The following is a 24,301-nucleotide window of genomic DNA, read 5'->3' on the forward strand; positions in this document are numbered from 1 at the left end:
CACGGTTTGGCCGAAGAGTCGCGTAGGATGATGGCGTCGACCGGCGGGAGGATCATGCGCGACGAGACCGATCTTCGCGGCGCCCTGCAGCGGCAGGCGCGGTGGCTGCTGGCGGCGGGGGCGATCGCGCTCGCCGCCCTCGCGCTGCCGCTCGTCGCCGATCCCGCGCTCGGCGCCTTCTTCGTGGCGCGGGCCGGGCTGCTGTACTGCGGCATCGCCACGCTGATCCTGGCCGGCCTCGCCGCCCATGCCCCGCATCGCCGTTTCGGCCCGGCGAACACGGTGACGCTGGCGCGCATCGTGCTGATCTGCCTCCTGGCCGCGCTGATGGGCACGGCCGCGCCGGACGAGGACTGTCTGTGGCTGATCGCCGGATTCGCCACGCTGGCGCTGGCGCTGGACGGCGTCGACGGCTGGGCGGCGCGGCGCAGCGGCCTTTCCTCCCGCTTCGGCGCCCGATTCGACATGGAGGCCGACGCCTTCTTCGTCCTCGTCCTGTCGGTGCTGGCCTGGCAATGGGGCAAGGTCGGGTCCTGGGTGCTGCTGATCGGGGCGATGCGCTACCTCTATGTCCTGGCCGGCGCCGCCTGGCCCTGGCTGCGCGCGCCGGTGCCGGACAGCGTCGCCCGCAAGATCGTCTGCGTGATCCAGATCCTGGCGCTGATCGCCTGCCTGGCGCCGCCGGTGCCGCCTGCCGTCGCCGCGATCCTGGCGGCGAGCGCGCTGGCGCTGCTGTGCTGGTCCTTCGGGCGCGACATCCTCTGGCTGTGGCGGCGACGGCGCGTGCCGGCATGATCCCCCTCGCCCGCGCCGCCGGCATCGCCCGATCTCTCGCCATCTACCGCGGCATCCCCGGCCGGTCCGCCCGCTTCCGCCGCTTCTTCTCGGCACTGATCCGGCCCGACGATCTGTGCTTCGACATCGGCGCCCATGTCGGCAACCGCAGCCTGTGCTGGGCCGGTCTCGGCGCCCGGGTGGTGGCAGTGGAGCCGCAGCCCGATCTCGCCCGGCTGCTGCGCCGCAGCTTCCGCGGCCATCCTGGCATCACCCTGGTCGAGAGCGCGGTCGGCGCCGCCCCCGGCACCGCCGTGCTGCATCTCAGCAGCCGCACCCCGACCGTCGCCAGCCTGTCGAAGGACTGGATCGAGACCGTGTCGAAGGCAAACGGCTTCGCCGCGATCCGCTGGGACCGGCGGGTCGAGGTGCCGGTGACGACGCTGGATGCGCTGATCGGCCGCTTCGGCGTCCCCGCCTTCTGCAAGATCGACGTCGAAGGCTTCGAGGCCGAGGTCCTGGCCGGCCTGTCCCGCCCCCTGCCCTGCCTGTCGGTCGAATACGTTCCGGCAGCGCTGCCGGCCGCCCTCGCCGCACTCGACCGGATCGAGACGCTGGGCCGCTATCGCTTCCAGGTTTCGGTCGGCGAGACCGGCCGCTTCCTCTGGCCGGACTGGCGCAGCGGGCACGAAATGCGGGCCTGGTTGTTGACTCGATCGCCGGGGGACCGCTCCGGCGACCTCTATGCGCGGGCGGAGGCGTGATGGACACCGCCTGGATCTGGCTGCTCGACCGCCGCGCCGGCCGGCCGGAGGCGCCGCTGCCCGCCGACGCCGCGGCGCGCGATTGGATCGAGTTGCTGCGCCCCTTCGCCGAGGCCGAGGGCCGCTTCGCCCTGGCCCATCTCGGCCAGAGCATCGACGGCCACATCGCCACCGGCTGCGGCCAATCGCAATACGTCACCGGACCCTGCAACCTCGACCATCTGCACCGGCTGCGGGCGCTGGCCGACGCCGTGCTGGTCGGCGCCGGCACGGTGGCCCATGACGATCCGCGGCTGACCACGCGCCGGGTCGACGGGCCGAACCCGGTGCGGGTGGTGCTGGACCCCGACCGCCGGCTCGACGGCCGCCGCGGCCTGTTCACCGACGGCGTCGCGCCGACGCTGCTGCTCTGCGCCGCCGACCGCGCCGACCGGCCGGCCGGCGGGGCCGAGATCGTCGGCCTCGACGACCTGTCGCCTGCAGCGGTGCTGGCGGCGCTGGCGGCGCGCGGGCTGCGCCGGGTGCTGATCGAGGGTGGCGGCACCACCGTCTCCCGCTTCCTCGCCGCCGGGGCGCTGGACCGGCTGCACGTGACGGTGGCGCCGATCATCATCGGCTCCGGCAAGCCCGGGCTGAAGCTGCCGGAGATCGCCCATCTCGACCAGGCCCTGCGGCCACCCTGCCGCACCTACGCCATGGGCGGCGACGTGCTGTTCGACTTCGATTTGCGTGGGGCGGCGAAGCAGGTCTGACCCCCAAGAGCCGTCATGGCGAGCCCCGAAGGGGCGTGGCCATCCAGCGACACCGCGTCCTGGATGGCCACGGCGCTGCGCGCCTCGCCATGACGGAAAGGGCCGGAGAGCCGATCTCAACGGCCTCTGGGATCACCCACGAGATCCAGCTCATGCGCGAAGGCCGCGGCCTGGGCCGGCCAGCCGGGCAGGCGGGCGCGTGCCGCCAGGCCGGCCTCGCGCATCCGCAGCCTTGCGCCCGGATCGGCCAGCAGCCGGCGCAGCGCCTCGGTCAACGCGTCGACATCGCCCGGCGGCACCAGGATTCCGGCATCGGGCGGCACCGTGTCCGGGATCGCGCCGCCGGTCGTGCTGACGATCGGCAGGCCGCGCGCCGAGGCCTCGGCCAGCGCCATGCCGTAGCCCTCATGATGCGAGGGCAGCACGAACAGGTCGGCGCGTTCGTAGTGCTGCAGCAGCGCCGGCTCGTCGATCTCGCCGATGAAACGGATGCGATCGGAGAGGCCGGCGCGCTCCACCGCCGCTAGCACCGCCCTGGCGTGCGGCGCGTCGCGCTCCAGGCTGCCGGCGCAGACCAGCCGCCACGGCAGCCCGGCCAGGCGCTGCAGGGCGGCGACGAGATCGAGATAGCCCTTGCGCGGCGTCAGCGTGGCGACGCAGAGCAGCACCGGCGCCGCCTCGCCCGAGCCCTGCGCCGGCAGGGTCGGGTCGGTGCCGGGCAGGACCACACCGATGCGCGCCGCCTCGACGCCGTAGCGATGCAGGTCACGGGCGGTGCCCGGGCTGGTGACGATCACCCGCCGCGCCGCCGCCAGCGCCTGACGTTCACTGGTCTCCAGCGCCTGCCGCTGCGCCGCGCTCAAGCCCTGCTCGAAGGCCAGCGGATGATGGATCAGCGCCACCAGCCGCAGCCGCGCGGCTTCGGCCGCCATCTGCTGCGGCAGCACACTGAAGGCCAGCCCGTCGACCACAGTCAGGGCGTTGTCCGGCAGATCCCGCAGCACCACGGCGGCCTCTGCCGCCTCGGCCTCGCTCGGAAAGGGGAAGCCATCCCCCAGCCGGCACAGCGCCACCCGCCGGCCGAGCCCCCGCAGACCTTCGATGATGCGCTTGTCGTAGATGTACCCGCCGGTGCGCGACTCCGGGTCGCCCGGCAGCAGGAAGGCGATGCTCATCGCGTCAGCCGGCCCTCGTACGAGGCCCAGGCGACATGCGACTCGTGCAGGGTCACGGCCAGGCTCTCGATCCCGGCGGCGCCCGGCCCCAGCTCGCCGGCGGCGATCTTGGCGGCAACGCGGTCGAAGATGGTGCGGGCCAGCACCTCGGTCGTGGTGTTGCGCCCGGCGAAGGCCGGCTCGTCGTCGAGATTGCGGTAGTTCAGCTCGTCCATCACCGCTTTCAACGCCGCCGAAGCCAAGCCGATGTCGACGACGATGCCGTCGGCGTCCAGCTCCGCCCGGCGGAAGGCCAAGTCGACCACATAAGTGGCGCCGTGCAGCCGCTGCGCCGGGCCGAACACCGCGCCCCGGAAGCTGTGGGCGATCATGAAGTGATCGCGAACCGACACCGTGTACATGCTCATTCCTCCGGATAGCGGATGCGCTGGCACAGCGCGCCGGCGGGGTCGGCCGCCAGCCGGGCCAGCACCTCGGGCAGCTCGTCGAAACCGCAGTCGCCGGTGAACAGCCCGTCCAGCGCCGGGTCCAGCAGCAGCTCCAGCGCCTTCCTCATGCGCCGGGCATGGCCCCAGCGCGGCCGCTGCGCCGCCGCCACCATCCCGACCTGGGAGGAGCGCAGGGTCAGGCGCTTCGCATGGAAGGCCTCGCCCAGCGGCAGCGGCACCGTGGCGTCGCCGTACCAGCTGGCCTCCACCACCGTGGCCTCGACCCCGGCAAGGCCGAGCGCGGTCGCCGCCCCCTTCGGGCTGCCGCTGGCATGGATCACCAGATCCTGGTCGCTCGGCGCGTCCTCCGGCGCGGCGAAGCCGACCCCGAGCGCCGCGGCGACCGCCTGCCGGCCGGGATCGGTGTCGACCAGGGTCACGGCGCAGCCCGGGATCCGTCCGGCCAGCCGGGCGACGAGGCAGCCGACGACGCCGGCGCCGACCACGGCCACCCGGTCGCCCGGCCGCGGCGCCGCGTCCCAGGCCACGTTCAGCGCCGTCTCCATGTTCGCGGCCAGCACCGCCCGCTCCGGCGGCAGACCCTCGGGCAGCGGCGTCACCGCCGCCGCCGGCACGACATAGGCCGTCTGGTGCGGATAGAGGCAGAAAACATCGCGGCCCAGCAGCGGCTCCGGCCCGGCCTCGACCCGGCCGACATTGATGTAGCCGTATTTCACCGGCCCCGGAAACGCGCCGGCCTGGAACGGCGCCCGCATCGCCTGGTATTGGCTCGGCGGCACCCGGCCTTGGAACACCAGCGCCTCGGTGCCGCGGCTGATCGCGCCGAAGCGGGCGCGGACCCGCACCTCGTCGGGCCTCGGCTCGGGCAGGGTCTCGGTGCCGATCCGGGCCTGGCCCGGCTTCAGGATCCAGAGGGCGCGTGCATCCATGGGCCCATGGATAAGCCGGCGCATTGTCTCCGGCCAGTGGGTTCCTTAGCTTGGGAGCGGAATCGGGAGGACGCGCATGTTTCTCGGGATCGATCTGGGGACCTCGGGGGTCAAGGTGGTGCTGGTCGACGGCGACCAGCGCGTGGTCGACCAGGAGGCGGTGCCGCTCTCCGTCTCCCGCCCCCATCCGCTGTGGAGCGAGCAGGACCCGGAGGAGTGGTGGCACGCCACCGACCAGGCCGTGGTCGCGCTCAAGGCCCGGCACGCCCAGGCCCTGTCCGGCGTGTGCGGCATCGGCCTGTCCGGCCAGATGCACGGTGCCACGCTGCTGGACGCCGCCGATCGCCCGATTCGCCCGGCGATCCTGTGGAACGACGGCCGCGCCGGCGCCGAATGCGCGGAGCTGGAGCGGCGCGAGCCGCGCTCGCGCACGATCACCGGCAACCTGGCGATGCCTGGCTTCACCGCGCCGAAGCTGCTGTGGGTGGCGGCGCATGAGCCCGAAGCCTTCGCCCGCACCCGCCGGGTGCTGCTGCCGAAGGACTATCTGCGCCTGCGCATGACCGGCATGGCCGCGTCGGAGATGTCGGATGCCGCCGGCACGCTGTGGCTCGATGTCGGCGCCCGGCGCTGGTCCGGGGCGATGCTGGCGGCGACAGGGTTGCCGCTGTCCGCCATGCCGGAGCTGTTCGAGGGCAGCCGGCCGACCGGCACGCTGCGGCCGGAGGTCGCCGCCGCCTGGGGCGTGCCGGCCGATGCAGTGGTGGCCGGCGGGGCCGGCGATAACGCTGCCGGGGCCGCCGGGGTCGGGGTGATCCGGCCGGGCGACGCCTTCCTGTCGCTCGGCACCTCGGGCGTGCTGTTCGTCGCCGATGCCGGCTTCGCGCCGAACCCGGCCCAGGCGGTGCACGCCTTCTGCCACTGCCTGCCCGGCACCTGGCACCGCATGTCCGTGGTGCTCAGCGCCGCCTCGGCCCTGTCCTGGCTGGCCCGCCTCTTGGGCGGCACCGAGCCGGAGCTGCTGGCCGAAGCCGAGGTCGCCGATCCGGATATCGGCGACCTCTTGTTCCTGCCATATCTGTCCGGCGAGCGCACGCCGCACAACGACCCGACGGCGACGGGCGTCTTCATCGGCCTGACCCATGCGACCGGACGGCCGCAGCTGGTCCGGGCCCTGCTGGAGGGCGTGGCCTTCGCCTTCGCCGACGGCCAGGCGGCGCTGACAGCGGCGGGCACCGCGATCGGCGAGGTCGCGGTGATCGGCGGCGGCGCGCGGTCGCAATTCTGGGGCCGGATCCTGGCGGCGGCACTGAACCGGCCGCTGCACTACCCCGCGGGCGGCGAGCTGGGCCCCGCCTTCGGCGCTGCCCGCCTCGGCCGCCTGGCTTCGACGGACGAGGCGCCGGAGGCCGTCTGCACCCGGCCGCAGACCGCGCATGTGGTCGAGCCGGATGCGGCGCTGGCGGAGAGATATGCCGAGAAGTATCGGCGCTTCCGCGCCCTGTACCCGATGCTGAAGCCGGCCTGGAGGGGGTGACGGACGATGGGAAAATGGAGAAGGAATAGTGCGACGGCGCCGAGTGCGGCGCCCGGTTCCGCCGTGAAGCTGGGCGGGTCTAGGCCCTAACCCCGGGCCGTCAGGAGCTCAGAACCGACCCGTCGAGACCTGCTCGATCCACTCGTTGCCGAACACGGCGCCCCATATGAACCTCTCGGTTTGTGCTGGCAGCCGCTGTTTCGCCACTAGCATCGGTCGAATGCCAAGGAGGAATTTTCGGTCGACAAAGCGGCCCATCGGCGACTGCGGGTCCAGCAATTTGTCGAACGCCGTCAGGAAGGCCTTTTGCCAGAACTTGTCGGGCATCGAGGCCATGAATGCACCCTTGGCCCTATACACCATCGTGGCAGGAACGTGCTGCGCCAGCGCCGCCTTCAAGATCCATTTCGGCTCTTTTTCAGATCCGGGCCAATCACCTGATGCCACTGCGACACTGATTATGTCCGGCAGAATGAAGGGATAGACGACCTCTAATGATGCTTCGTTGAATAGCGATCTTGATTTTTGCGCGACGATCGAAGCATCGAGCAGCGTGAGGCCGACAGCCACCAGCCGCAGGCGAGGGTCAGGCGAAGACATATGAGACAACCATTGAACCAGATGTTCTTCAATGGAATCAATGATGTCTTTTGAGGGGTGATAGGCAATTCCAAGCAGAGCATTTTGAGCAAAGGTAGCAAATGGGTACTGCCATTGATCCGATCGGCGAAGAAGCCTCAACCAATATTCAACCTTACTGTCACGCCTCCAGGCCTTGGTCATCCGATATGCTATAGCGCCGAGTCTCCGCCCCCAAACCGGCAATGAATGGAGACGCTGCCATTGCACGGCCCTGTCGAATTTCCCGAAACCTCCGTCTGCTCCTGTCCCCTCGAGAACAATCCCGCTCGAATCACACTCCGAGATGACCGCACGAACCAATGCGCAGGTCGGAACCGCCGAGTGATCACTGAAGAGAGTTCGATAGTAAAGGCCGGCATGCTGCAGCACATCGGCGACATCGGAGCCGTCCCTTTCCTCTTCTATCCGCACGAACCTCAGTCCAAGGTGACGGGCCATTTGCTCCGCCAGCATCGACTCCGAGTCATTCGGACCGAAACAGTAGTTGACAAGGGTGACATCCTTCAGCCCGAGAACCGATGCTCTGGCTGCGAGGAGTCCCGAGTCGATCCCACCGCTGAACAGAATCGTGACCGGCCGTCCCGCGCAATGCTCGAGCAGAACCCGATCCAGCGTTGATACGACTTCCGAGATTTGGCGATCGAAGTTCGGCGGGGGAGAGGTCTTGGGAAAAGGCCTCAGGGAGAATTGGGTGCGAATTTTTGGCGCGCCGGCATTGGAAACAGCCGTGACAGTCCCTGGAACGAATCTACGAATTCCTTTCCAAGGGCTGAAAGGAGGAACAACCGCACCGAACTGCAGGTACGAATAAATGGCGGCTTCGTCCAGCTCGTCGCCAGGAGCATATAGACTTCGCAAGTCATCGCTTATCGAAACGGATCCATCGGCCATCCTGTAATACCACTGCTCTGTCGCAGTCAGTGGAACCGACACTTCCGTTTCACCCTGCTTCTCATGCAGATGGACACCCGTCGGCAGCAGAGTCCCTCTGCTTGCAAGCTCTGTGATCATCTCGGTCTCTCCCCTATGCATATGTAAGGGCCGATTGATCGGTCACGTCTGTGGCGGCCAGCGATCGCAACAGTCCATCTGGTCATCAGGCGTCGAAATTGCGGCGTGTTGCTGGTATCAGAGCCGCAATGCTGTTCGGTTTCCCTGGCCGACCTCCTGTCCGCGCCGAGTGATCGAAGCTCTGTCTCGATAGACGGGCAGTCCATACCCCAATAATCAGGATAGATTATTATAAGACATCGGCAACTTTGCTTCAAATTTGACCTTGAGAAATCGGCTACTCCATTCGGTCAGTGGCAGAGGATCCATTGATGGATCCGCCAGCGGATGCGCCGTCTGCTGTGTCGGACCATCCGCGATCTGTGCCTGATGTGCGAATGCGAGCAAGCGCCGGCCGCGGATCCTCGGGAGACTCTCCCTGATCCTTCAAAAGACCTCTGGTCCGTCTACTCCCCCGCCACCGCGCCGAGGCTGGCGATCACGACCAGGGCGATGCCGGCGAGCTGGGCCGGGCTGAGCGCCTGGCCGAGCACGGCGAAGCCGATCAGCGTGCCGATCGCCGGCTCCGCGCTCATCAGGATGCCGAAGGGCCGGGTCGGCATCCGCCGCAGCGCCATCATCTCCAGCGCATAGGGCAGCAGCGGCACCAGGATGGCCAAGCCGATGGTGATCCCGAGGACCGGCAGCGGGATGTGGCCGCCATTCTCCGCCAGCCCCCAGGGCGTCGCCACCAGCGCGGCGACGACCAGGGACATGGTCAGGCCCTGCAGCCCCTGGAACGACTGGCCGACCCGCTTCATCAGCACGATATAGGCGGCCCAGCCGCAGGCGGCGCCGAGGGCGAAGCCGGCCCCGACCAGGTCGACCGTCCAGTCCGTCCCGTCATGCACCAGCAGCACCACGCCGACCAGTGCCAGGACCGGCCAGACGGCATGCCAGACGCGGCGCATGCCGAAGGCGGCGACCCCGAGCGGGCCGAGGAAGTCGATCGCCGTGGCCAGGCCCAGCGGGATGCGCAGCACCGCTTGGAAGTAGCACAGGGTCATGCCGGCCATCGCCGCGCCCAGCAGGCCCGTAGCCAGCCACTGGCCCCGGCTGTAGGACAGGATCTTCGGCCGGGTCAGGAGGGCCAGCAGCACCGCCGCCCAGGCGAGGCGCAGCCAGGTCGTGCCCATCGGACCGAAGCTCTCCAGCGTCGGGGTCGCCAGGGCGGCGCCGAGCTGGACCGAGGTCATCGAGCCGACCGCCATCAGGGCGGCGACGGCGATCCCTGCGGTCGTGCCCGGGCTGGTCTCGGAATCGGTCGCCATTCTGTCGGGCCGTCCGGTCGTTGCGGGATCCGCACTATAGCGAAACCCATGGTGTTCACGTATCCTGATACACGTGATATCGACATAAGGGATCGTTATGATCAGGGATCTCGATATCGGCCTGCTGCGCGCCTTCGCCACCGTGGTCGAGACGCGCAGCGTCAGCGGCGCCGCCGAGCGGCTGGCGCGCACCCAGGCGGCGGTCAGCATGCAGCTGCGCCGGCTGGAGGAGGATGTCGGCCAGCGCCTGCTGGACCGGTCGCCGCGCGGCATCCGCCTGACCGAGGCCGGCGAGACCCTGCTGCGCTATGCCCATCGCGCGCTGGGGGCCAGTGAGGAGGCGCGGCGGGTGCTGGCCGGGCGGCAGGTCGCCGGCACCGTCCGGCTCGGCCTGCTCGAGGATGTCGCGGTCGGCCGGCTGCCGCGCGCCCTCGCCCGCTTCTCCCAGGCCTATCCGCGGGTGCGGCTGGAGCTGGTGGTGGACGGCAGCCAGGAGCTGGACCGGCGGCTGCGCGGCGGCGGCCTCGACCTCGCGGTCGGCGACCCCAACCTGATCCCGGCCGTGCCGCTGGCGCGCTGGCACCGGCCGCTGCACTGGGTGGCCGCGCGGAGCTTCGACATCGACCTCACGGATCCGGTGCCGCTGGTGTCCTTCGCCCCGACCTGCGTCTGGCAGGAGCGGGTGCTGTCGGCGCTGGACGGGGCCGGCCTGGCCTGGCGCATCGTCTGCACCAGCAGCAGCACGCCGGCGATCCAGGCGGCGGTGGAGGCCGGGCTCGGCGTCTCGGTGCTGCTCGACGGCCATATCCGGGAGGCGATGCGGGTGATCGGCGCGGCGGAGGGGCTGCCGCCGGCGCCGCGGGCGGATTTCGGCCTGTACCGGACGACGGTGGCGGGGGAGAACCCGGCGGCGGTGCAGTCGCTGCAGGACTTCCTGGCCGCGGAGCTGGAGGGGCTGGCGCTCGCTTAAACCGGCCGCTTGTCGAAGGCGAGGCGGACGGCGAAACCGGCCAGCAGGCCGCCCATCACCCAGCGCTGCAGCTGCAGCCAGGTCGGCCGCGCCGCGAACCATGCGGCGATGCCGCCGGCGGCCAGCACGATCAGCAGGTTGACGGTGAAGCTGATCGCCACCTGGGTGGCGCCCAGCACCAGGCTTTGCGCCAGCACCCGGCCGCGCTCCGGGTCGATGAATTGCGGCAGCAGCGAGACGTAGAAGATCGCGATCTTCGGGTTCAGCAGGCTGGTGAGAAAGCCCATGGCGAACAGCTTGGCCGGGCGGTCGACCTTGAGGTCGCGCCGCGGCTGCAGCGCCGAGCCGGCGCCGGGCCGCACCGAGGTCCAGGCCAGCCACAGCAGGTAGCCGGCCCCGGCCAGCTTGATCGCCTCATAGGCGAGCGGCACCGCCAGCATCAGGGCGGTGAGGCCGAGCGCGGTCGCCAGCATGTAGCAGAGGAAGCCGAGCACCACGCCGGCCAGCGAGATCACCCCGGCCAGCCGGCCCTGCAAAATCGAGCGCGACAGCAGATAGATCATGTTCGGCCCGGGGGTGCAGACCATGCCGAGCGCGATCAGGGCAAGGCCGGCCAGGCCGGTGGGGCTGACGATCATCGACGGGACCTTCGGCATACGACGAGGCCGAGCATCGCGGCCGCCCCGCCGCCGGGCAATCGGAACATTGCTCTCGGGGCAAGATTTGCCGGCCGGGGCGGCCCCCTCAGCCTTTCACCAGCGGGCAGCCCCCTTCGGCCTCGGGCCGGAAGGCCTGGTCGGCCGGGATCGTGGCGCGCAGGGTGTACAGGTCCCAGTCGCCCTTGGCCTCGCCCGGCGCCTTGACCTGGAACAGGTACATCGGGTGGATGTGGCGGCCATCGGCGCGGATCCGGCCCTGGCCGAACAGCGGGTCGTCGCTGGGGTTGGCCTTCATCCAGGCCATCACCGCGGCCGGGTCCTTGCCCTTGGTCGCCGAGACCGCCTTCAGGTAGTGCGTCAGCGCGGCATAGACGCCGGCCTGGATCATGCTGGGCGGGTTGCCGCCCATGCGCTCGGCGAAGCGCTTGGAGAAGGCCCGGGTGCCGTCATTCATGTCCCAGTAGAAAGCCTCGGTCAGCAAGAGGCCCTGCGCCGCATCCAGGCCCAGCGTCTTGACGTCCCGGATCGTGGTCAGCAGCCCGGCCAGCTTCTGCCCGCCGGCCTGCAGCCCGAACTCGGCCGACTGCTTGATCGCGTTGATGGTGTCGCCGCCGGCATTGGCGAAGGCCACCACCTTGGCCCCCGACGCCTGCGCCTGCAGCAGGAAGGAAGCGAAGTCCTGCCCCGGGAACGGGTGGCGGACCGAGCCGGCGACCGTGCCGCCCTGGGCCTTGACCAGGGCGCTGGCGTCGCGCTCCAGCGCATGGCCGAAGGCGTAATCGGCGGTGATGAAGAACCAGGTGTCGTCGCCCTCCCCCACCAGCGCGCTGGCGGTGCCGTGGGCCAGGGCCCAGGTGTCGTAGGTCCAGTGCACCGTGTTGGGCGAGCATTGCGTGCCGGTCAGGTCCGAGGTGCCGGCGCCGGAATTGATGAAGATCCTGTTCTTGTCGCGGGTGATCTGGTTCACCGCCAGCGCGACCGAGGAGGTCGGCACGTCGAGGATCGCGTCGACCCCGTCCTGGTCGTACCACTGCCGGGCGATGTTCGAGCCGATATCCGGCTTGTTCTGGTGGTCGGCCGCGACGATCTCGACCGTCACCCCCTTGTCGACCGCGGCGAAATCCTCCGCCGCCATCCGCGCCGCCACCACCGAGCCCTCGCCGGTGATGTCGGCATAGACGCCGGACCGGTCGTTCATCACCCCGACCTTGACCGTCGTCTGGGCTTCGGCCCCTGCGGAGGCCAGCAGGCCGGCACTCAGCAGGCCCAGCGCCAGGACGTGAAGCTTCATCGTCTCCCCCATGTGTTTTCGTTGCCGGGGATGATGACAGGAAGTCTGTCCGATCGACAAGCAAGGCCGGGGTTTGGGGCCGCCCATCCTTTGTCGTCATTCCCGCGGAAGCGGGAATCTCTGTCCGATCTGATACCAACGGCCCGAAATGTTACCCCGTCATGGCGAGCCCCGAAGGGGCGTGGCCATCCAGCGGCACCGGCCCCTGGATCGCCACGGCGCTTCGCGCCTCGCGATGACGAAAAAGGCCGAAGAGTCGATCTCGAAGGCCGTTGGTATAAGCGGTGCGAGATCCCTGCTTTCGCGGGGATGACAGATCGGGGAAGTCTGAAAAGAGGCCCCGCAAGCAAGACCTTTTCAGAATGTTTCTTGGGTCGTCGTGGAGACCCGCAACGACATCGACCGGGAGAAAAATGAGTCCCCCCTCCCCTCGCGGGAGGGGGATAGGGGGAGGGGGTTCTCTCGGCCCGGTCCGGCCTGGACAGTCGCCAACCGGCCCGGACGGCGAATTCGGCTCTCTGCGCATTCGCGCGCGGACGCGCGCAGACCCCTCCCCCTGCCCCCCTCCCGCAAGGGGAGGGGGGGACTAGAAAGGAGCGGGCTCCAGCTATTTTGAAAAGGTCTCGCAAGCGGGAGAGGCGACGCGAAAATGATCGGCTTCCTTCGCCTTCCCTGCGGCCCCCGCCCGCTCACCACAACCCCGTCCCCACCCATTTCAGCGTGTGGTCATAGGTGCCGTACTGCTTCCGCTGCCCCTCGAGGGCATAGCGCAGGGCGTCGATGGCGTGGTTCTCGCGGTCCTCCAGCTCGGGCAGGATCTCGCCGGTCTTCGGGTCGGTGCGGTAGCTGAACAGCGCCAGCTCGTCGATCAGGTGGCGGCAGCGCGGATGCACCAGGATGTCGCAGCTCTTCAGGAACTCGATGCCCTCCTTGACCGAGCCGCCGCCCTTGACCGCCGGCCGCAGCTTGGGGAAGCCGTGCCGCTGCATGTAGCTGATCGTCTCCGGCCGGGCGCCGTCGGCGACGATCGGCCAGCGCCGCGCCTCCGGCACGGTGTCGAACAGCGCCGGCGTGCGGTCGATCTCGCAGCCGACGCGGTAGGCCTCGTGGTCGACGAACAGCGTCCGGCCATTGAGGAAGCAGCGCACCAGCACCGTCGGGTCGCGGGCGAAGCCCCAGTCGGCGCCGAACAGGAACTGGGCGTTGCCCGGCGTCGCGAACGCCTCGACCCGCCAGTTGGCGAACACCCGCGCCTCGCTCACCCGCCGATAGCCGCCCAGCCAGACATGCTGGTACTTGTCCGGGTCGCGCTCGCGGTCCCATTCCATCTCGGCCTGCAGCACCTTCGGGAAATGCGGGTTGGCCGCATAGTTGGCCTCGATCAGCACGGTGTCGGGCGGCGCCGGGCCGCCGCGGAACAGCGCATCGACCGGGTCGTCCGGCCGGGTCGGGTTCCAGGAGAACCACAGCTCCGACCCCTTCTTGCGGATGGTCGGGCGCAGCAGCTCCAGGCTCCGCTGCGACAGCGACTGCGCCTCCTCGACCCAGGCGATGTCGTAGCCCTCCAGCGACTTGATGCTCTCGGCGGTGTGGTTCTGCATGCCCTGGAAGATGATCCGGCCGTCCCCCGGACCAAGAATCCGGTCGGCCTGCACCCGGAAGGCGGCGCCGACGCCGAGGGCCTGGATCTTGTCCTCGATCAGCCGCTTGACCGACTGGTCGAGCGAGCGCTGCACCTCGCGGATGCACACCGCCCGCACCGGCGCCGCCTCGATGCAGCGCCGCACCAGCAGCTCGGCGAAGACATGCGACTTGCCCGAGCCGCGGCCGCCATGCAGCGCCTTGTAGCGCGACGGCTTCCTGAGGTCCCGGAAGGTCGGCGGCAGCCTCAGCCGCGGCAGGGCGGGCGCGGCCGGCAGGCCCGCAGGCGTTTCGGCCGCCGATCGGGCCCCCTCCTTCGGCAGCGGCGCGTCTCCGGCCGGCTCCCCATCTTCGAACCCGTGGTGGTGTCGGAACTCCCCGAACGCCTGCTCCAGATTGGGCATGGCGGCGGCGGACCGATGGGTGGCGGGGCGGCGCCCAAGGGCCCGCGCGGCCAGATTGGTCAGCTTGCGCCGCACGGCGGGAAGCGGAAGGAGTCCGTCTCGCCGCCGCTTCTCGACCTCCTCGAAGCACGCGACCAGGATCTCGGCTCGGGCCAGCAGGCGGGACGCTCGGGAGCGGTGATTGGACTCCGCATAGCCGACCTCGAGGGCGGCGAGGCCGGCGTTGCCGTGCCGCGTGAAGCGCAGGGCGAACAGCCGCTCGTCCGGCTGAACCTCCACCGCCCATGCGATGACATCCTCCATGCCGGCCTCCCACGAAAAAGCCCGCCGCGGCGGGGCCGGGCGGGCGCAACTGTTCGACTCTGCCTGAATTATGGCGCGCGACGCGGCATCACGTCAAGAACAAAGAGGGAACATGCGATGTCGGCCGAAAGCAAAATGAGTTCCCCCTCCCCTCGCGGGAGGGGGCAGGGGGAGGGGGTTGCCGCGGCCAGGACCAACGCCGGCCTGTGCCTGATCCAGCGTCCGGCCAAGCCGTTCGAGCTCGGAGCGGCCTTCGTCAGCCGGCCGATGCGCCCGTGAACACCGCCAGCTGGGCGGCGAAGGCACGCTTGTAGGCGGGCCGCGCTTCGCCGCGGGCGACATAGGCGGCGACGTTCGGGTATTCCTCCAGTAGGTCCGATCCCTGCAGCCGGCGCAGCACCGTCACCATCAGCAGGTCGCCGGCGCTGAACGTGCCGTCGAGCCAGTCGGCATCGCCGAGGCGACGGGACAGGTGGCCCAGCCGTGTCCGGATGCTGTCCTCGAGGAAGCGCAGGCGCTGCTCGTACCAGGGCTCCTCGCGCTCGAGGATCCTGGCGAGGGCGCGGTCGAAGATCGGCGGCTCCACCGCGTCGAGCGCGGCGAACATCCACGCGATCGCGCGCGCCCGGGCATTCGCGTCGTCCGGCAGCAGGCCCCCGTAGCGCTCGGCGATATGGAGCACGATCGCCCCCGACTCGAACAGGGCGAGATCGCCGTCTTCATAGGTCGGAATCTGCCCGAACGGATGCAGCGTGAGATGCGCGGGTTCCTTCATCGCCTTGAACGAAAGCAGACGGACGTCGTAAGGCTGGCCCACTTCTTCGAGCGCCCAGCGAACGCGCATGTCGCGCGCCAGCCCCTTGCCGCGGTCGGGCGAGCGTTCAAAGGCGGTGATCGTGGCCGTCATCGTCGTTCTCCAGAGCCTGTCTGTCTTGAAGACGATCGGCTGAACGGGAGTCCGACACCGTAGGCCCGCGATCATCCTCGCGGTCAGTTCCTGCTGCTGTTGAGCGGATGGAAGGCCGCCAAAACGTGCACGGTCACCGAAATCGCGCACCGAAATCGCGGATCGGGGGCAAGTCGCCTCAGAGACCGACGGGTGGGATGGCGAGCGTCGCGGCAGCGAACAGCAGCGCGAACCCGGTCGGCTGGGCCAAGGCATGCCCCCACCGCATGTTCTTCTCGATCGCCATCACCGCGGCGAGCGCCAGCATCCAGCCGACGCTGCCGGTGCCGACGACGAACATCACCGTCATCAGCGCCCAGCAGCAGCCGGCACAGAAGGCGCCGTGCGCGAGGCCGAGCCGCAGGCTTTCGAGTTGCGGTCGGGAGCCGCGCCAGCGGGCGGCGATGAAGCCGGCCGGTGTCCGGCATGCGTCAAGGCAGCGATATTTGAGGCTCGAGAACTGGAAGAGACCCGCCAAGGCGAGAACGGCGGCGCCGATCACCCAGCCGTTGAAGGTGAGCCAGACCGACTGCCGCACGAGGGCGATGAGCCCGAGTCCCAGGAGGTGAGTGGTCAGGCCGACGCCCGCCCAGACCAGAAGGTAGCCGGCGACGAGCAAGGCCAGGAGGATCCGCGGGCGTCGATGCCGGGTTGCGATCCGCCGGAAGAGCAGGAGGAAGGGGAGCGTCGTCGGCACCATCATGGCTGCCGTCATCAGCACCCAGCCGGCGATGTAGAGCACGGCCGGCAACACGATGTCGCCGGCCGGCAATGCCTCGCATAGGGCGCCGACGAGCCCGAGACGCGTCCAGTTACCATGGTCGAGATAGCGCCCATAGGGTGATTGCGACCAGACGGCCAGCGTCACCCATGCAAGCACGACAAGCGCGCTGAACAGGCCGATAAACGCCCGATCATGCTTGGTCTCGCGCATGCCATGCGCCCGATGCGACCGCTCTGGTCAGTTGCGGAGTTCGAAATGACCTTGAATGGCGTTGTGGCCGCTCAGATCCAGATCCACGTCGATCTCGGGTTGCTCCATGCGGAAGCGGGTGGCTTTGGCGACGTAGGCGGGTGATCCGGGGATGGTCGAGAAGATGCTTTCGACCAGGCGCGTCGGCTCGCCGGTCGGGCCGCGATAGGGCTCCATCTCGGCCTGGATGTGCTCGCCGATCCGCAGCGTCCCCTTGCCCTGCTCGACGGTGAAGCTGATCGGTGTGCGCCGTGCCGCCACCTCCTCGCCCGCGAGGGCGGCAAGGTCGGCGAGCGGGCCGCCCAGCTTGCCTCGGAACACATCGAGAAGCGCCCTCTCCTGCTCGGGCGAAGCGCGGTCGTCCACGTACCGGATCACCCGCCAATTGCCTGAAAGCACATTGCCCGGGATGTGGACCGCGACACCGAAGTTGAGGCCGGACACATCGACGCCGTCCACCTCGCCCTCCTCGATGCGGTAGGCAAGCGCGCTGCGGCACGTTCCATTGTCCGGATCCTCACCGATCCAGCAGGGGCACAGGGTTTTGCAGTCGCAGACTTCGAGCAGATCACCTTTGAGATAATATCCCATGATCTGACCCTCGCTGCTCGCGAGGCCTCCTCCCTGAAGATTGAAGAGTAGCATGGGCGGCCGCAGGCGACTATGGACCGGCGTCGAGCAGCGTCCGAGCCTCCTGGAGATCGGGTGTATCGAATCCCTCGGTGAACCAGCCATGGGCCTGCGCGAGCTGGTCGTATGCCCACACACGCGATTGCGGGTCCGCAGACAGCCGGACAAGCTGCGCCGTGGCGCGGAGCACGAGCGGTCGGGCGCCTTGGCCTCGCGCGATCTCGATGGCCCGACGGCAGCAATCCACAGCCGCTTCTGGCTGATCGGCCGCCAGCAACGTGCTCCTCAGAAGATGAAGATTGGCGTCCACCCAGTGCTCATCGTTGCGCTCGACGATGTCCATCGCTTCCGAAAGCGTGCGGGACGCTTCGCCGTCCCGACGGGCTTGATGATAAAGCCCGGCCAGAAGGCACAGATAATATGGCAGCCGGAGTCCAGCCCCGGTGTTGCGCAAGTCCTGCACGCCGTCCTGGATCCCAAGGATGCCCTGCTCGAGATCGCCCTGCTCGGCCGTCGCCCAGCCGAGCAGGACGGTAGCCCAGGCGCGGTAATAGGCGAATTCGTACTCGGTGCAGACCGCCAGGGCTGCATTGGCGAGATCGCGTGTCTCCGAGGGTTCCCGACGGAATTGATGCAGCATCGCGGCATAGTTGAGCGCCACCGCGAGGCTGAATGGATGGTCGAGCTGCTGCGCGAACCCAACCATCTCCCGGCCGATGGACAGGGCCCGATCGGGATAGCCGAGATGCCACTCAACATGAGCGGCATAGGCGCGTCCGAAGATATAGATGTTGACGCCGCGCGAGAAAGCCCGGGCCGGATCGCCCACGGCCTCGATCTTTGAGCGGGCGGTTTCCAGATGGTCGCGGGCGGAGGCGTGCTCACCCAGGTGGAACAGGGTGAAGGCCGAGGCGTTGTGGGCGTCGGCCTGAAGAACGGGATCGTCGCTCTGCTCCTCCAGACCAAGGAGTTCGGCGCCGAGCTCGCGCGTGCGCCTCAGATCTCCACGGACGTGAACGACATAGCACAGGCCTCGCAGCGCGACAGCAAGGTGGTCCTGACGCCCGAGCTGGCGGGCCAGCCGCTCGGCTCTGGCACAGGCGTCGCCCACCTCGGGCGCGGCGAAGCCCTTGGTGGCGATCAGAGGCGGACACAGGGCGCTCTGCACCTCGAGTTCGCGGCGGAACCGCTCCTCCGTCGGCGCCAACGTCTCGATCATCGCCAGCGCCTTGGTCAGATGAGCGATCGCCTCCTTGTATGCGGATCGGGCGCTCGCGAGCTGCCCGGCCCGAAGCCACCAATCGGCAGCCTTCTCGGTCAGACCGGCTTCCGTCAGATGGCGGGCCAGAAGTTCAGGCTGCCGGTCGACAAGCTCAGGGAAACGCGCCTCGAGAGCCGCGGCAATCTGGCCGTGGATCAGCGCCCGGCGGCTTCTCAGCAGGGTCGCGTAGGCGGCATCCTGGATGAGCGCATGCTTGAAGACATAGGTCGCGTGAGGCGGCAGGCCGCGCCGGATGACGAGATCGGACTGGATGAGCCTGGCGAGCCCGTCATCGAGCGCGGCCCCCTGCAGCGGCGAGACCGCGGCCAGCAGGTCATGGTCGAATTCCCGGCCGATGCAGGAAGCCACCTGTGCCAACTCCTTGACGGGCGCGAGGCGGTCGAGCCGGGCCATGAGCGAGTCCTGCAGCGTGGACGGAATGGCCATCGCGGGCAGGATGCCGTTGAGCTCGAAGTGATCGCCGGCATCCCGCAGCAGGCCGGATTCGAGGACCGCCTTGGTCAGTTCCTCGATGAACAGCGGGACGCCGTCGGTCTTGTCGGAGATCTGCTTGAGGACGTCGGTCGGCAGGGCCTTTCCGTCTGTCAGACGATTCACCATCGCCACGACGTCGGCGCGGACAAGCCGGGAGAGGGACAGCGACGTGACATGCGCATGCCCGGTCCAGGGTGGGTTGAATTCGGGACGGAAGGTGACCACCACCAGTGCCCGCAGGTGCTGCGTGCGCTCGATGATGAGTCCCAGGAACTCGGCCGTGGACGGATCGATCCAGTGCGCGTCCTCATAGACGGCGAGGACCGGTTGCTGCCTGCAGAGCCCTTGAAACTGTTCCAGCAGGATTTCGAAGGTACGCTGCTTTTGTCTTTCGGGCGAGAGATCCGGGAGTCCGTCGACGGGCAGGGAGAGCATCTCCGCAACCAGAGCCGCGGCCTCTTCGACATCCCGAGTGTATGGGGCGAGGAGGTTGCGGATCTTGGCGAGCTTCTCGTCCGATGTATCGTTGCGGCCGAATCCTGCTGCCCTTTCGAGCAGCCCGATCACGGGAAAGAGCGCGCTGTTCATTCGGTAGGGTGAGCAGAAATGGCTCAGCGGCGTGAACGGTTCCTCGGCCAGCCGTTCGCGCAGCGCCAGCACGATCCGCGACTTGCCGATGCCGGGCTCGCCGCTGAGGAAGACCACTTGCCCCTCGCCGGCCCTCGCCCGCTGCCAGCGGTCGAGCAGCAGAGACAGTTCTGCGGTACGGCCAACGAGCGGTTCCGGTCCCCGGCCGTGGAACGCCTCGAACCGGCTCTCGGATTGTCCGGGCCCGAGCACGCGGAAGGCCCTGACCGGCGTGGCCAGGCCCTTGAGCGACTGTTCGCCCAGATCCTCGAACTCGAACAAACCGCCGAGAAGGCGCCGCGTGCCGTCGCTGATGATCACCTCATCGGGGGCCGCGAGAGACTGAAGGCGAGCAGCGAGATTCGGAGTTTCGCCGATGACCGCCTCCTCCTGGGCCGCTCCCTCACCGATCAGGTCGCCCACGACGACCACACCGGTGGCGATGCCGATCCGCGCCGCAAGCGCTTCCCCCGATGGCGTTGCGAGGCGCCCGACCGCGTCCAGGATTCTCAGAGCCGCGCGCACGGCACGCTCCGCTTCGTCCTCATGCGCCTTCGGCCAGCCGAAGTAGGCGACGATCCCGTCGCCCATGAACTTCGCGACATGGCCATCGAAGCGGACCAGCTCGTCCACCGCGGCATTCTGATAGGCGCGCATCACCTCGCGCATCACTTCGGGGTCGAGGCGCGCCGACAGCGCGGTGGAGCCGACCAGATCGATGAACATCACCGTCAGCTGGCGGCGCTCCGCAGTGGCCGTTGCCTGCATCATCGGGGCGGCCGCAGCCGTCCCCGGCGGCATGGCGGCCTCGCGCAGCGCGGCGATCGCCTTGAGCAACTTCTTGCGATGCCCCAGGAGCACACCGAGCCCTTCGAGGTCGCTGTCCGTCAGCTCGGACAGGATCTCCGCATCGATCGCGTTGTCGCGGAAGAGCTGCTCGTATTGGCCGAGCCCGAGCTCCCGCAGCCAGACGCCGACGTCCACGTGACGTCCCCTTCAGCAAAAACGCGCAGTCGCAAACGCGGGCGCTTCCTCGATCAGTGCTTCACGACGAAGTCTTCTACGATGGCGGCGAAGCCAGCGGGGGCGCGCACCGGGCCGTCGTGGTTGACGTTCGGCTGCACACCTATCTCGGCCTGAGGCAGGCACTCATCCATAGCTTGGGCGACGTGCGGCCAGTAGGCATTGCTCTCCGCCCCGTGGATGATGAGCGTCGGCCGGTCAAGCGACCGCAGCATGTCACAGGTCACCCTGAACTCCGCAGCGGACCACAGCAAGCCCATCGTCCTGGCGTTGTCGAGTTGCATCGCCCGAAGGTCCTGGGGTTGATTGTCGAATCCGCCGGGCGGCAACTGGAACACGCCTTCGATCAGCAGCCTTGTGGCTTTCTGGAGATCGCCTTGTTGCACGGCGACAGTGACGGGGCCGAACATCTTGCCCAGTGCCTCCCGCGCCGCGTCGCCAGGCTCCCCCTCCTTGACAAGCGAAGTGAGGGCCGGCTCGAAGAGGATGAGGCTTTGGACAAGCTCGGGGTTCTGCAGGGCGGCGGCTGTGGCGACGTTGGCGCCATAAGACCAGCCGACCAGATGCACCGGCCCGACATCAAGCGCCTTGATGAAAGCCGCAAGATCGCTGGCGTGTGTGGCGACGCTGAACTTCCCGCCTCCATCCGGCCAGTCGCCGGTGCCGAAGTAGCGCAGGGTTATGGCAATGAAGCGGTGCTCATCGGCGATTTCTCCGCGGGTAGGCTCCCAAGCGCGCAGGTCAGAAACCGCCCCATGGACAAGGAGGATTGGGTCGCCCGCCCCCTGGTCGACAAAAGGCATCATGACGCCATTGACTTCGACCTCCTTCGAAACGGGGTTGGCCGCGAGCGCAGAACCGGCTGCGACAACCGCACCAATACGCGCGCATGCCAGGCAGATTGAACGGAAGTCCATGAGTTCCCTCCCTTGGAAGGATCCATGACCCGCTCTTCTGAGCAATATCGTTGCGGGTACGGAATAAATAGTGAACCCCGAATGCCGCCGGCTCAAGCCGCTCGTGGCGCGCAGATCTGGTGTCGGGCTGCTGTACTTCCGTCGGGCCGGCAGAGTGAGCCGCGCCGGCGGCCGGGACGATCGCAACAGGTCGCGCAGGTCGATGTTCAGCGCCGCGGCACGCGCCGCCAAACGCTCCGAATCGGTCGACCCTGAGCCTCAGCCGTTCCCCAGCTTGCTCAGAAGCCCTTCCAGGCCGCCCTGATCCAGCTCTTGTTTCGCCGGCTGCACCGCCGGCGCGGTTGCCGCGGACGGCACCAGGACTTTCGGCGCGCCCGGAGGCGTGACGGTCGGCGCGATCGCGGCCGGCGTGCTGGCGCCCGGCGCCGCCGTCGCCACCGCGGCGGGCAGCGAATCGTCGACGCCCAAGAGCGGCTTGGCCGGCTTGCCGCGCTCGGCCTCGACCATGAAGTCGTGCCAGATCTTCGCCGGCAGGCTGCCGCCGGTCACCTTGTCCATCGGCGCGCCGTCGTCATTGCCGACCCAGACGCCGACCACATAGTCGGCGGTGAAGCCGATGAACCAGGCGTCGCGGTATCCTTGACTCGTGCCGCTCTTGCCCGCCGAGGGCCGGTCGTCCAGCCGGGCGCTGCGGCCGGTGCCGATGGTCATGACCGAGCGCAGCATGCGGTTGATCGCCTCGACATGCCAGGGCAGCACCGCCTCGCCCGGGCCGCCGCCGTAGCGGGTGTAGATCGGGTCGCCGCCCGGCGGGCCGATCCGCTCGACGCCGTAGGGCCAGACGCCGTTGCCGCTGTTGGCCAGCGCGGCATAGGCCGCGGTCAGCTCCAAGAGGTTGACCTCGCTGGTGCCGAGCGCCAGCGACAGCTCCGGCCGCAGCGGCGAGGTGATGCCGAGCCGGCGGGCCAGCTCGATCGTCCGGTTGATGCCGGCCCGCTGCAGCACCCGCACCGCGGCGGTGTTGTAGGACTTGGCCAGCGCCTCGCGCGCCGTCACCTCGCCGTGGAACTTGCCGTCGTAATTGCCCGGCGACCAGTTCTTGATCGTGATCGGCCCGTCCAGCACCAGGCTGTCCGGCGTCATCCCCTGCTCCACCGCTGCCAGATAGGCGAACATCTTGAAGGAGGAGCCGGGCTGGCGTTGCGCCGTCACCGCCCGGTTGAACTGGCTCTGGCTGTAGCCGCGGCCGCCGACCATGGCGACCACGGCGCCGTCCGGCCGCATCGCCACCAGGGCCGCCTGGCTGGCCCCGACCTTGCCGCCGTCCTCCGCCATGCGGGCGTCGACGATGCGCTCGGCCGCGCGCTGCAGCGACGGCACCAGCGTGGTCTCCACCCTGAGGGCCGGGGCAGCGGTGTTGACGAAATCCGGCACCTGGTCGGCGATCCAGTCGGCGAAGTAGCGGCTGCCCGAGCCGCCGCCCGGCCGGCGCGGCGGCACCGGCGGCTGATCCTCGGCGGTCTCGCGCTGCTTTTCGGTGAGGAAGCCGGCATCGACCATGGCCGACAGCACCACGTCGGCGCGCTGCCGCGCCGCCTCGGGATCGCGCTCGGGCGAATAGCGCGACGGCGCCTTCAAGAGGCCGGCCAGGATCGCCGCCTGCTCCAGGTTCACATCGGTGGCCGGCACGCCGAAATAGGCGCGGGCGGCGGCATCGATGCCGTAGGTGCCGGCGCCGAAATAGACCCGGTTGAGATAGGCGGTCAGGATCTGGTCCTTGGAGAAGTTCATCTCCAGCCAGACCGCCAGGATCGCCTCCTGGATCTTGCGGCGGACCGTGCGCTCCGGCGTCAGGAACAGGTTCTTGGCCGCCTGCTGGGTGATGGTGGAGCCGCCTTGCACCGCCCGGCCGGCTTGCCAGTTCACCCACAGCGCCCGGGCCACGCCGATCGGGTCGATGCCGTAATGGCCGTAAAAGCGGCGGTCCTCGATCGCCAGCACCGCGTTCACCAGGTGCTTCGGCAGGGCCGAGGCCTGCACCATGTCGCCGGTCATGTCGCCGTAGCGGGCGATCTGGCCGCCATCGGCGGCGACCACGGTGATGGCGGTGCGCCGCTCCGGCATCGCCACCTGGCGGATGTCGGGCAGGTCGTAGGCGAAATAGGCGACCACGGCGCCGAGGCCGATCGCGGCCCAGATCGACAGCACCGCGCCCCATTTGGCGACGCCCCAGAGCCAGTGCCGGCGGCCCGAGGACTTGCGACTCCGCGGACCCGACTTGCGGCGTCCGGACGAGGACTTGCCGGTGGACGTGCTCGTCCGGGTGCGGCCGCCAGTCGCGCGCAAGGCAGGTCTGCCGGAAGAGCGGGTCGTCATGATGCGAAACTTATCTCGCGAGAATCCCGCAATATCAAGACGGAATAAGGCGGAATTTAGAAATCGCCTGAGGCTGTGGCGCCACGGCGACGGGATAAATTCTTCATCGACAAAATTTCACTTGCATCAGGGGGGCACCGACCGTATTTGACGCCTCGGAACGTATTCGCACGTGCCCCGGCCCACCCGGTCGAACCAAGCACCGACCCAAGGTGGGCACAGCAACGACGTCACGCGTCTCCTCGGTCTGTCCGGCTTCGGCCGGCTGGGTTGAAGAGAAGTTTTTCGGTTGCATGTGCGGAGAGGGTTCCTCTTCCGTGATTGTCTGGATGGTGTTCCCGGGTGGCGCCCTTGGCGTCGTCCCGCGATCCTGTCTCTGCGATCCGGAACCGCATGTGCCGCCGGGTTTCGTCGCCGGTGAGCAGAGGCGGGGCGCCTCAGG

At 68.9% G+C, this 24,301-nt stretch carries 19 protein-coding genes; 5 read left to right on the top strand and 14 right to left on the bottom strand.

Annotated elements, in window-relative coordinates; translation table 11 throughout:
- The first annotated feature begins 54 nt into the window (after positions 1–54).
- The 3 genes from KXR53_RS11120 to KXR53_RS11130 are packed head-to-tail and all read left to right on the top strand — an operon-like array spanning position 55 to position 2,290.
- Positions 55–795 carry a CDP-alcohol phosphatidyltransferase family protein gene (locus KXR53_RS11120; protein ID WP_437375202.1) on the top strand — a complete coding sequence of 247 codons (741 nt, stop codon included), beginning with the start codon at positions 55–57 and terminating at the stop codon, positions 793–795.
- Complete coding sequence (locus tag KXR53_RS11125) at positions 792–1,538, top strand: FkbM family methyltransferase (RefSeq protein WP_437375203.1); 747 nt, start codon at positions 792–794, stop codon at positions 1,536–1,538. The genes KXR53_RS11120 and KXR53_RS11125 overlap by 4 nt, the downstream gene beginning before the upstream one ends.
- The gene (locus tag KXR53_RS11130) at positions 1,538–2,290 is read left to right on the top strand and encodes a RibD family protein (protein WP_437375204.1); all 753 of its coding nucleotides are present in this window, start codon (positions 1,538–1,540) and stop codon (positions 2,288–2,290) included. The genes KXR53_RS11125 and KXR53_RS11130 overlap by 1 nt, the downstream gene beginning before the upstream one ends.
- A gap of 116 nt (positions 2,291–2,406) precedes the next feature.
- Here the strand turns inward: KXR53_RS11130 and KXR53_RS11135 are convergent, their stop codons facing one another.
- Genes KXR53_RS11135 through KXR53_RS11145 form a run of 3 tightly spaced genes read right to left on the bottom strand, consistent with a single transcriptional unit; the run spans position 2,407 to position 4,843 of the window.
- The gene (locus KXR53_RS11135; RefSeq protein WP_437375205.1) at positions 2,407–3,465 is read right to left on the bottom strand and encodes a glycosyltransferase family 4 protein; all 1,059 of its coding nucleotides are present in this window, start codon (positions 3,463–3,465) and stop codon (positions 2,407–2,409) included.
- A complete protein-coding gene (locus KXR53_RS11140) occupies positions 3,462–3,866 on the bottom strand; it encodes a 6-pyruvoyl trahydropterin synthase family protein (RefSeq protein WP_437375206.1) in 405 nt (134 codons plus the stop codon). Before KXR53_RS11140 ends, KXR53_RS11135 begins: the two co-directional genes overlap by 4 nt.
- A 2-nt stretch (positions 3,867–3,868) precedes the next feature.
- A complete protein-coding gene (locus tag KXR53_RS11145) occupies positions 3,869–4,843 on the bottom strand; it encodes a zinc-dependent alcohol dehydrogenase (RefSeq protein WP_437375207.1) in 975 nt (324 codons plus the stop codon).
- Positions 4,844–4,919: 76 nt separating this feature from the next.
- On the opposite strand from KXR53_RS11145, the gene xylB reads away from it, so the two are divergent.
- Entirely contained in the window at positions 4,920–6,380 is a 1,461-nt protein-coding gene (gene xylB / locus KXR53_RS11150) for a xylulokinase (RefSeq protein ID WP_437375208.1), read from the top strand.
- Between the two features lie 108 nt (positions 6,381–6,488).
- On the opposite strand, the gene KXR53_RS11155 is transcribed toward xylB, so the two are convergent.
- Positions 6,489–8,033 (bottom strand): asparagine synthase-related protein, encoded by a 1,545-nt coding sequence (locus KXR53_RS11155; protein ID WP_437375209.1) that lies wholly within the window; start codon positions 8,031–8,033, stop codon positions 6,489–6,491.
- 446 nt (positions 8,034–8,479) lie between these two features.
- Positions 8,480–9,343 carry an EamA family transporter gene (locus KXR53_RS11160; protein WP_437375210.1) on the bottom strand — a complete coding sequence of 288 codons (864 nt, stop codon included), beginning with the start codon at positions 9,341–9,343 and terminating at the stop codon, positions 8,480–8,482.
- Positions 9,344–9,440: 97 nt separating this feature from the next.
- Between KXR53_RS11160 and KXR53_RS11165 the strand changes: the two genes are divergently transcribed.
- On the top strand, positions 9,441–10,313 hold the full coding sequence (locus tag KXR53_RS11165; RefSeq protein ID WP_437375211.1) for a LysR substrate-binding domain-containing protein: 873 nt from the start codon (positions 9,441–9,443) through the stop codon (positions 10,311–10,313).
- Here the strand turns inward: KXR53_RS11165 and KXR53_RS11170 are convergent.
- From KXR53_RS11170 to KXR53_RS11210, 9 genes are all read right to left on the bottom strand, one after another.
- Positions 10,310–10,951 (bottom strand): LysE family translocator, encoded by a 642-nt coding sequence (locus KXR53_RS11170; RefSeq protein WP_437375212.1) that lies wholly within the window; start codon positions 10,949–10,951, stop codon positions 10,310–10,312. The genes KXR53_RS11165 and KXR53_RS11170 overlap by 4 nt on opposite strands.
- Positions 10,952–11,057: 106 nt before the next feature.
- Positions 11,058–12,263 carry an ABC transporter substrate-binding protein gene (locus tag KXR53_RS11175; protein ID WP_437375213.1) on the bottom strand — a complete coding sequence of 402 codons (1,206 nt, stop codon included), beginning with the start codon at positions 12,261–12,263 and terminating at the stop codon, positions 11,058–11,060.
- Between the two features lie 689 nt (positions 12,264–12,952).
- Entirely contained in the window at positions 12,953–14,611 is a 1,659-nt protein-coding gene (locus KXR53_RS11180; protein ID WP_437375214.1) for a PBSX family phage terminase large subunit, read from the bottom strand.
- A gap of 256 nt (positions 14,612–14,867) precedes the next feature.
- Positions 14,868–15,518, bottom strand: a complete 651-nt coding sequence (locus KXR53_RS11185) for a glutathione S-transferase family protein (protein ID WP_437375215.1) — start codon at positions 15,516–15,518, stop codon at positions 14,868–14,870.
- Between the two features lie 178 nt (positions 15,519–15,696).
- A complete protein-coding gene (locus tag KXR53_RS11190) occupies positions 15,697–16,491 on the bottom strand; it encodes a DUF2182 domain-containing protein (protein ID WP_437375216.1) in 795 nt (264 codons plus the stop codon).
- A gap of 27 nt (positions 16,492–16,518) precedes the next feature.
- Entirely contained in the window at positions 16,519–17,121 is a 603-nt protein-coding gene (locus KXR53_RS11195; RefSeq protein WP_437375217.1) for a DUF1326 domain-containing protein, read from the bottom strand.
- A 70-nt stretch (positions 17,122–17,191) separates the two neighbouring features.
- A complete protein-coding gene (locus tag KXR53_RS11200) occupies positions 17,192–20,527 on the bottom strand; it encodes an adenylate/guanylate cyclase domain-containing protein (protein ID WP_437375218.1) in 3,336 nt (1,111 codons plus the stop codon).
- Between the two features lie 53 nt (positions 20,528–20,580).
- Complete coding sequence (locus KXR53_RS11205) at positions 20,581–21,483, bottom strand: alpha/beta fold hydrolase (RefSeq protein WP_437375219.1); 903 nt, start codon at positions 21,481–21,483, stop codon at positions 20,581–20,583.
- Between the two features lie 258 nt (positions 21,484–21,741).
- Entirely contained in the window at positions 21,742–23,829 is a 2,088-nt protein-coding gene (locus KXR53_RS11210; RefSeq protein WP_437375220.1) for a transglycosylase domain-containing protein, read from the bottom strand.
- Between the last annotated feature and the right edge of the window lie 472 nt (positions 23,830–24,301).

The organism is Inquilinus limosus (genome assembly GCF_051487185.1).
GTDB lineage: Bacteria > Pseudomonadota > Alphaproteobacteria > DSM-16000 > Inquilinaceae > Inquilinus > Inquilinus limosus_F.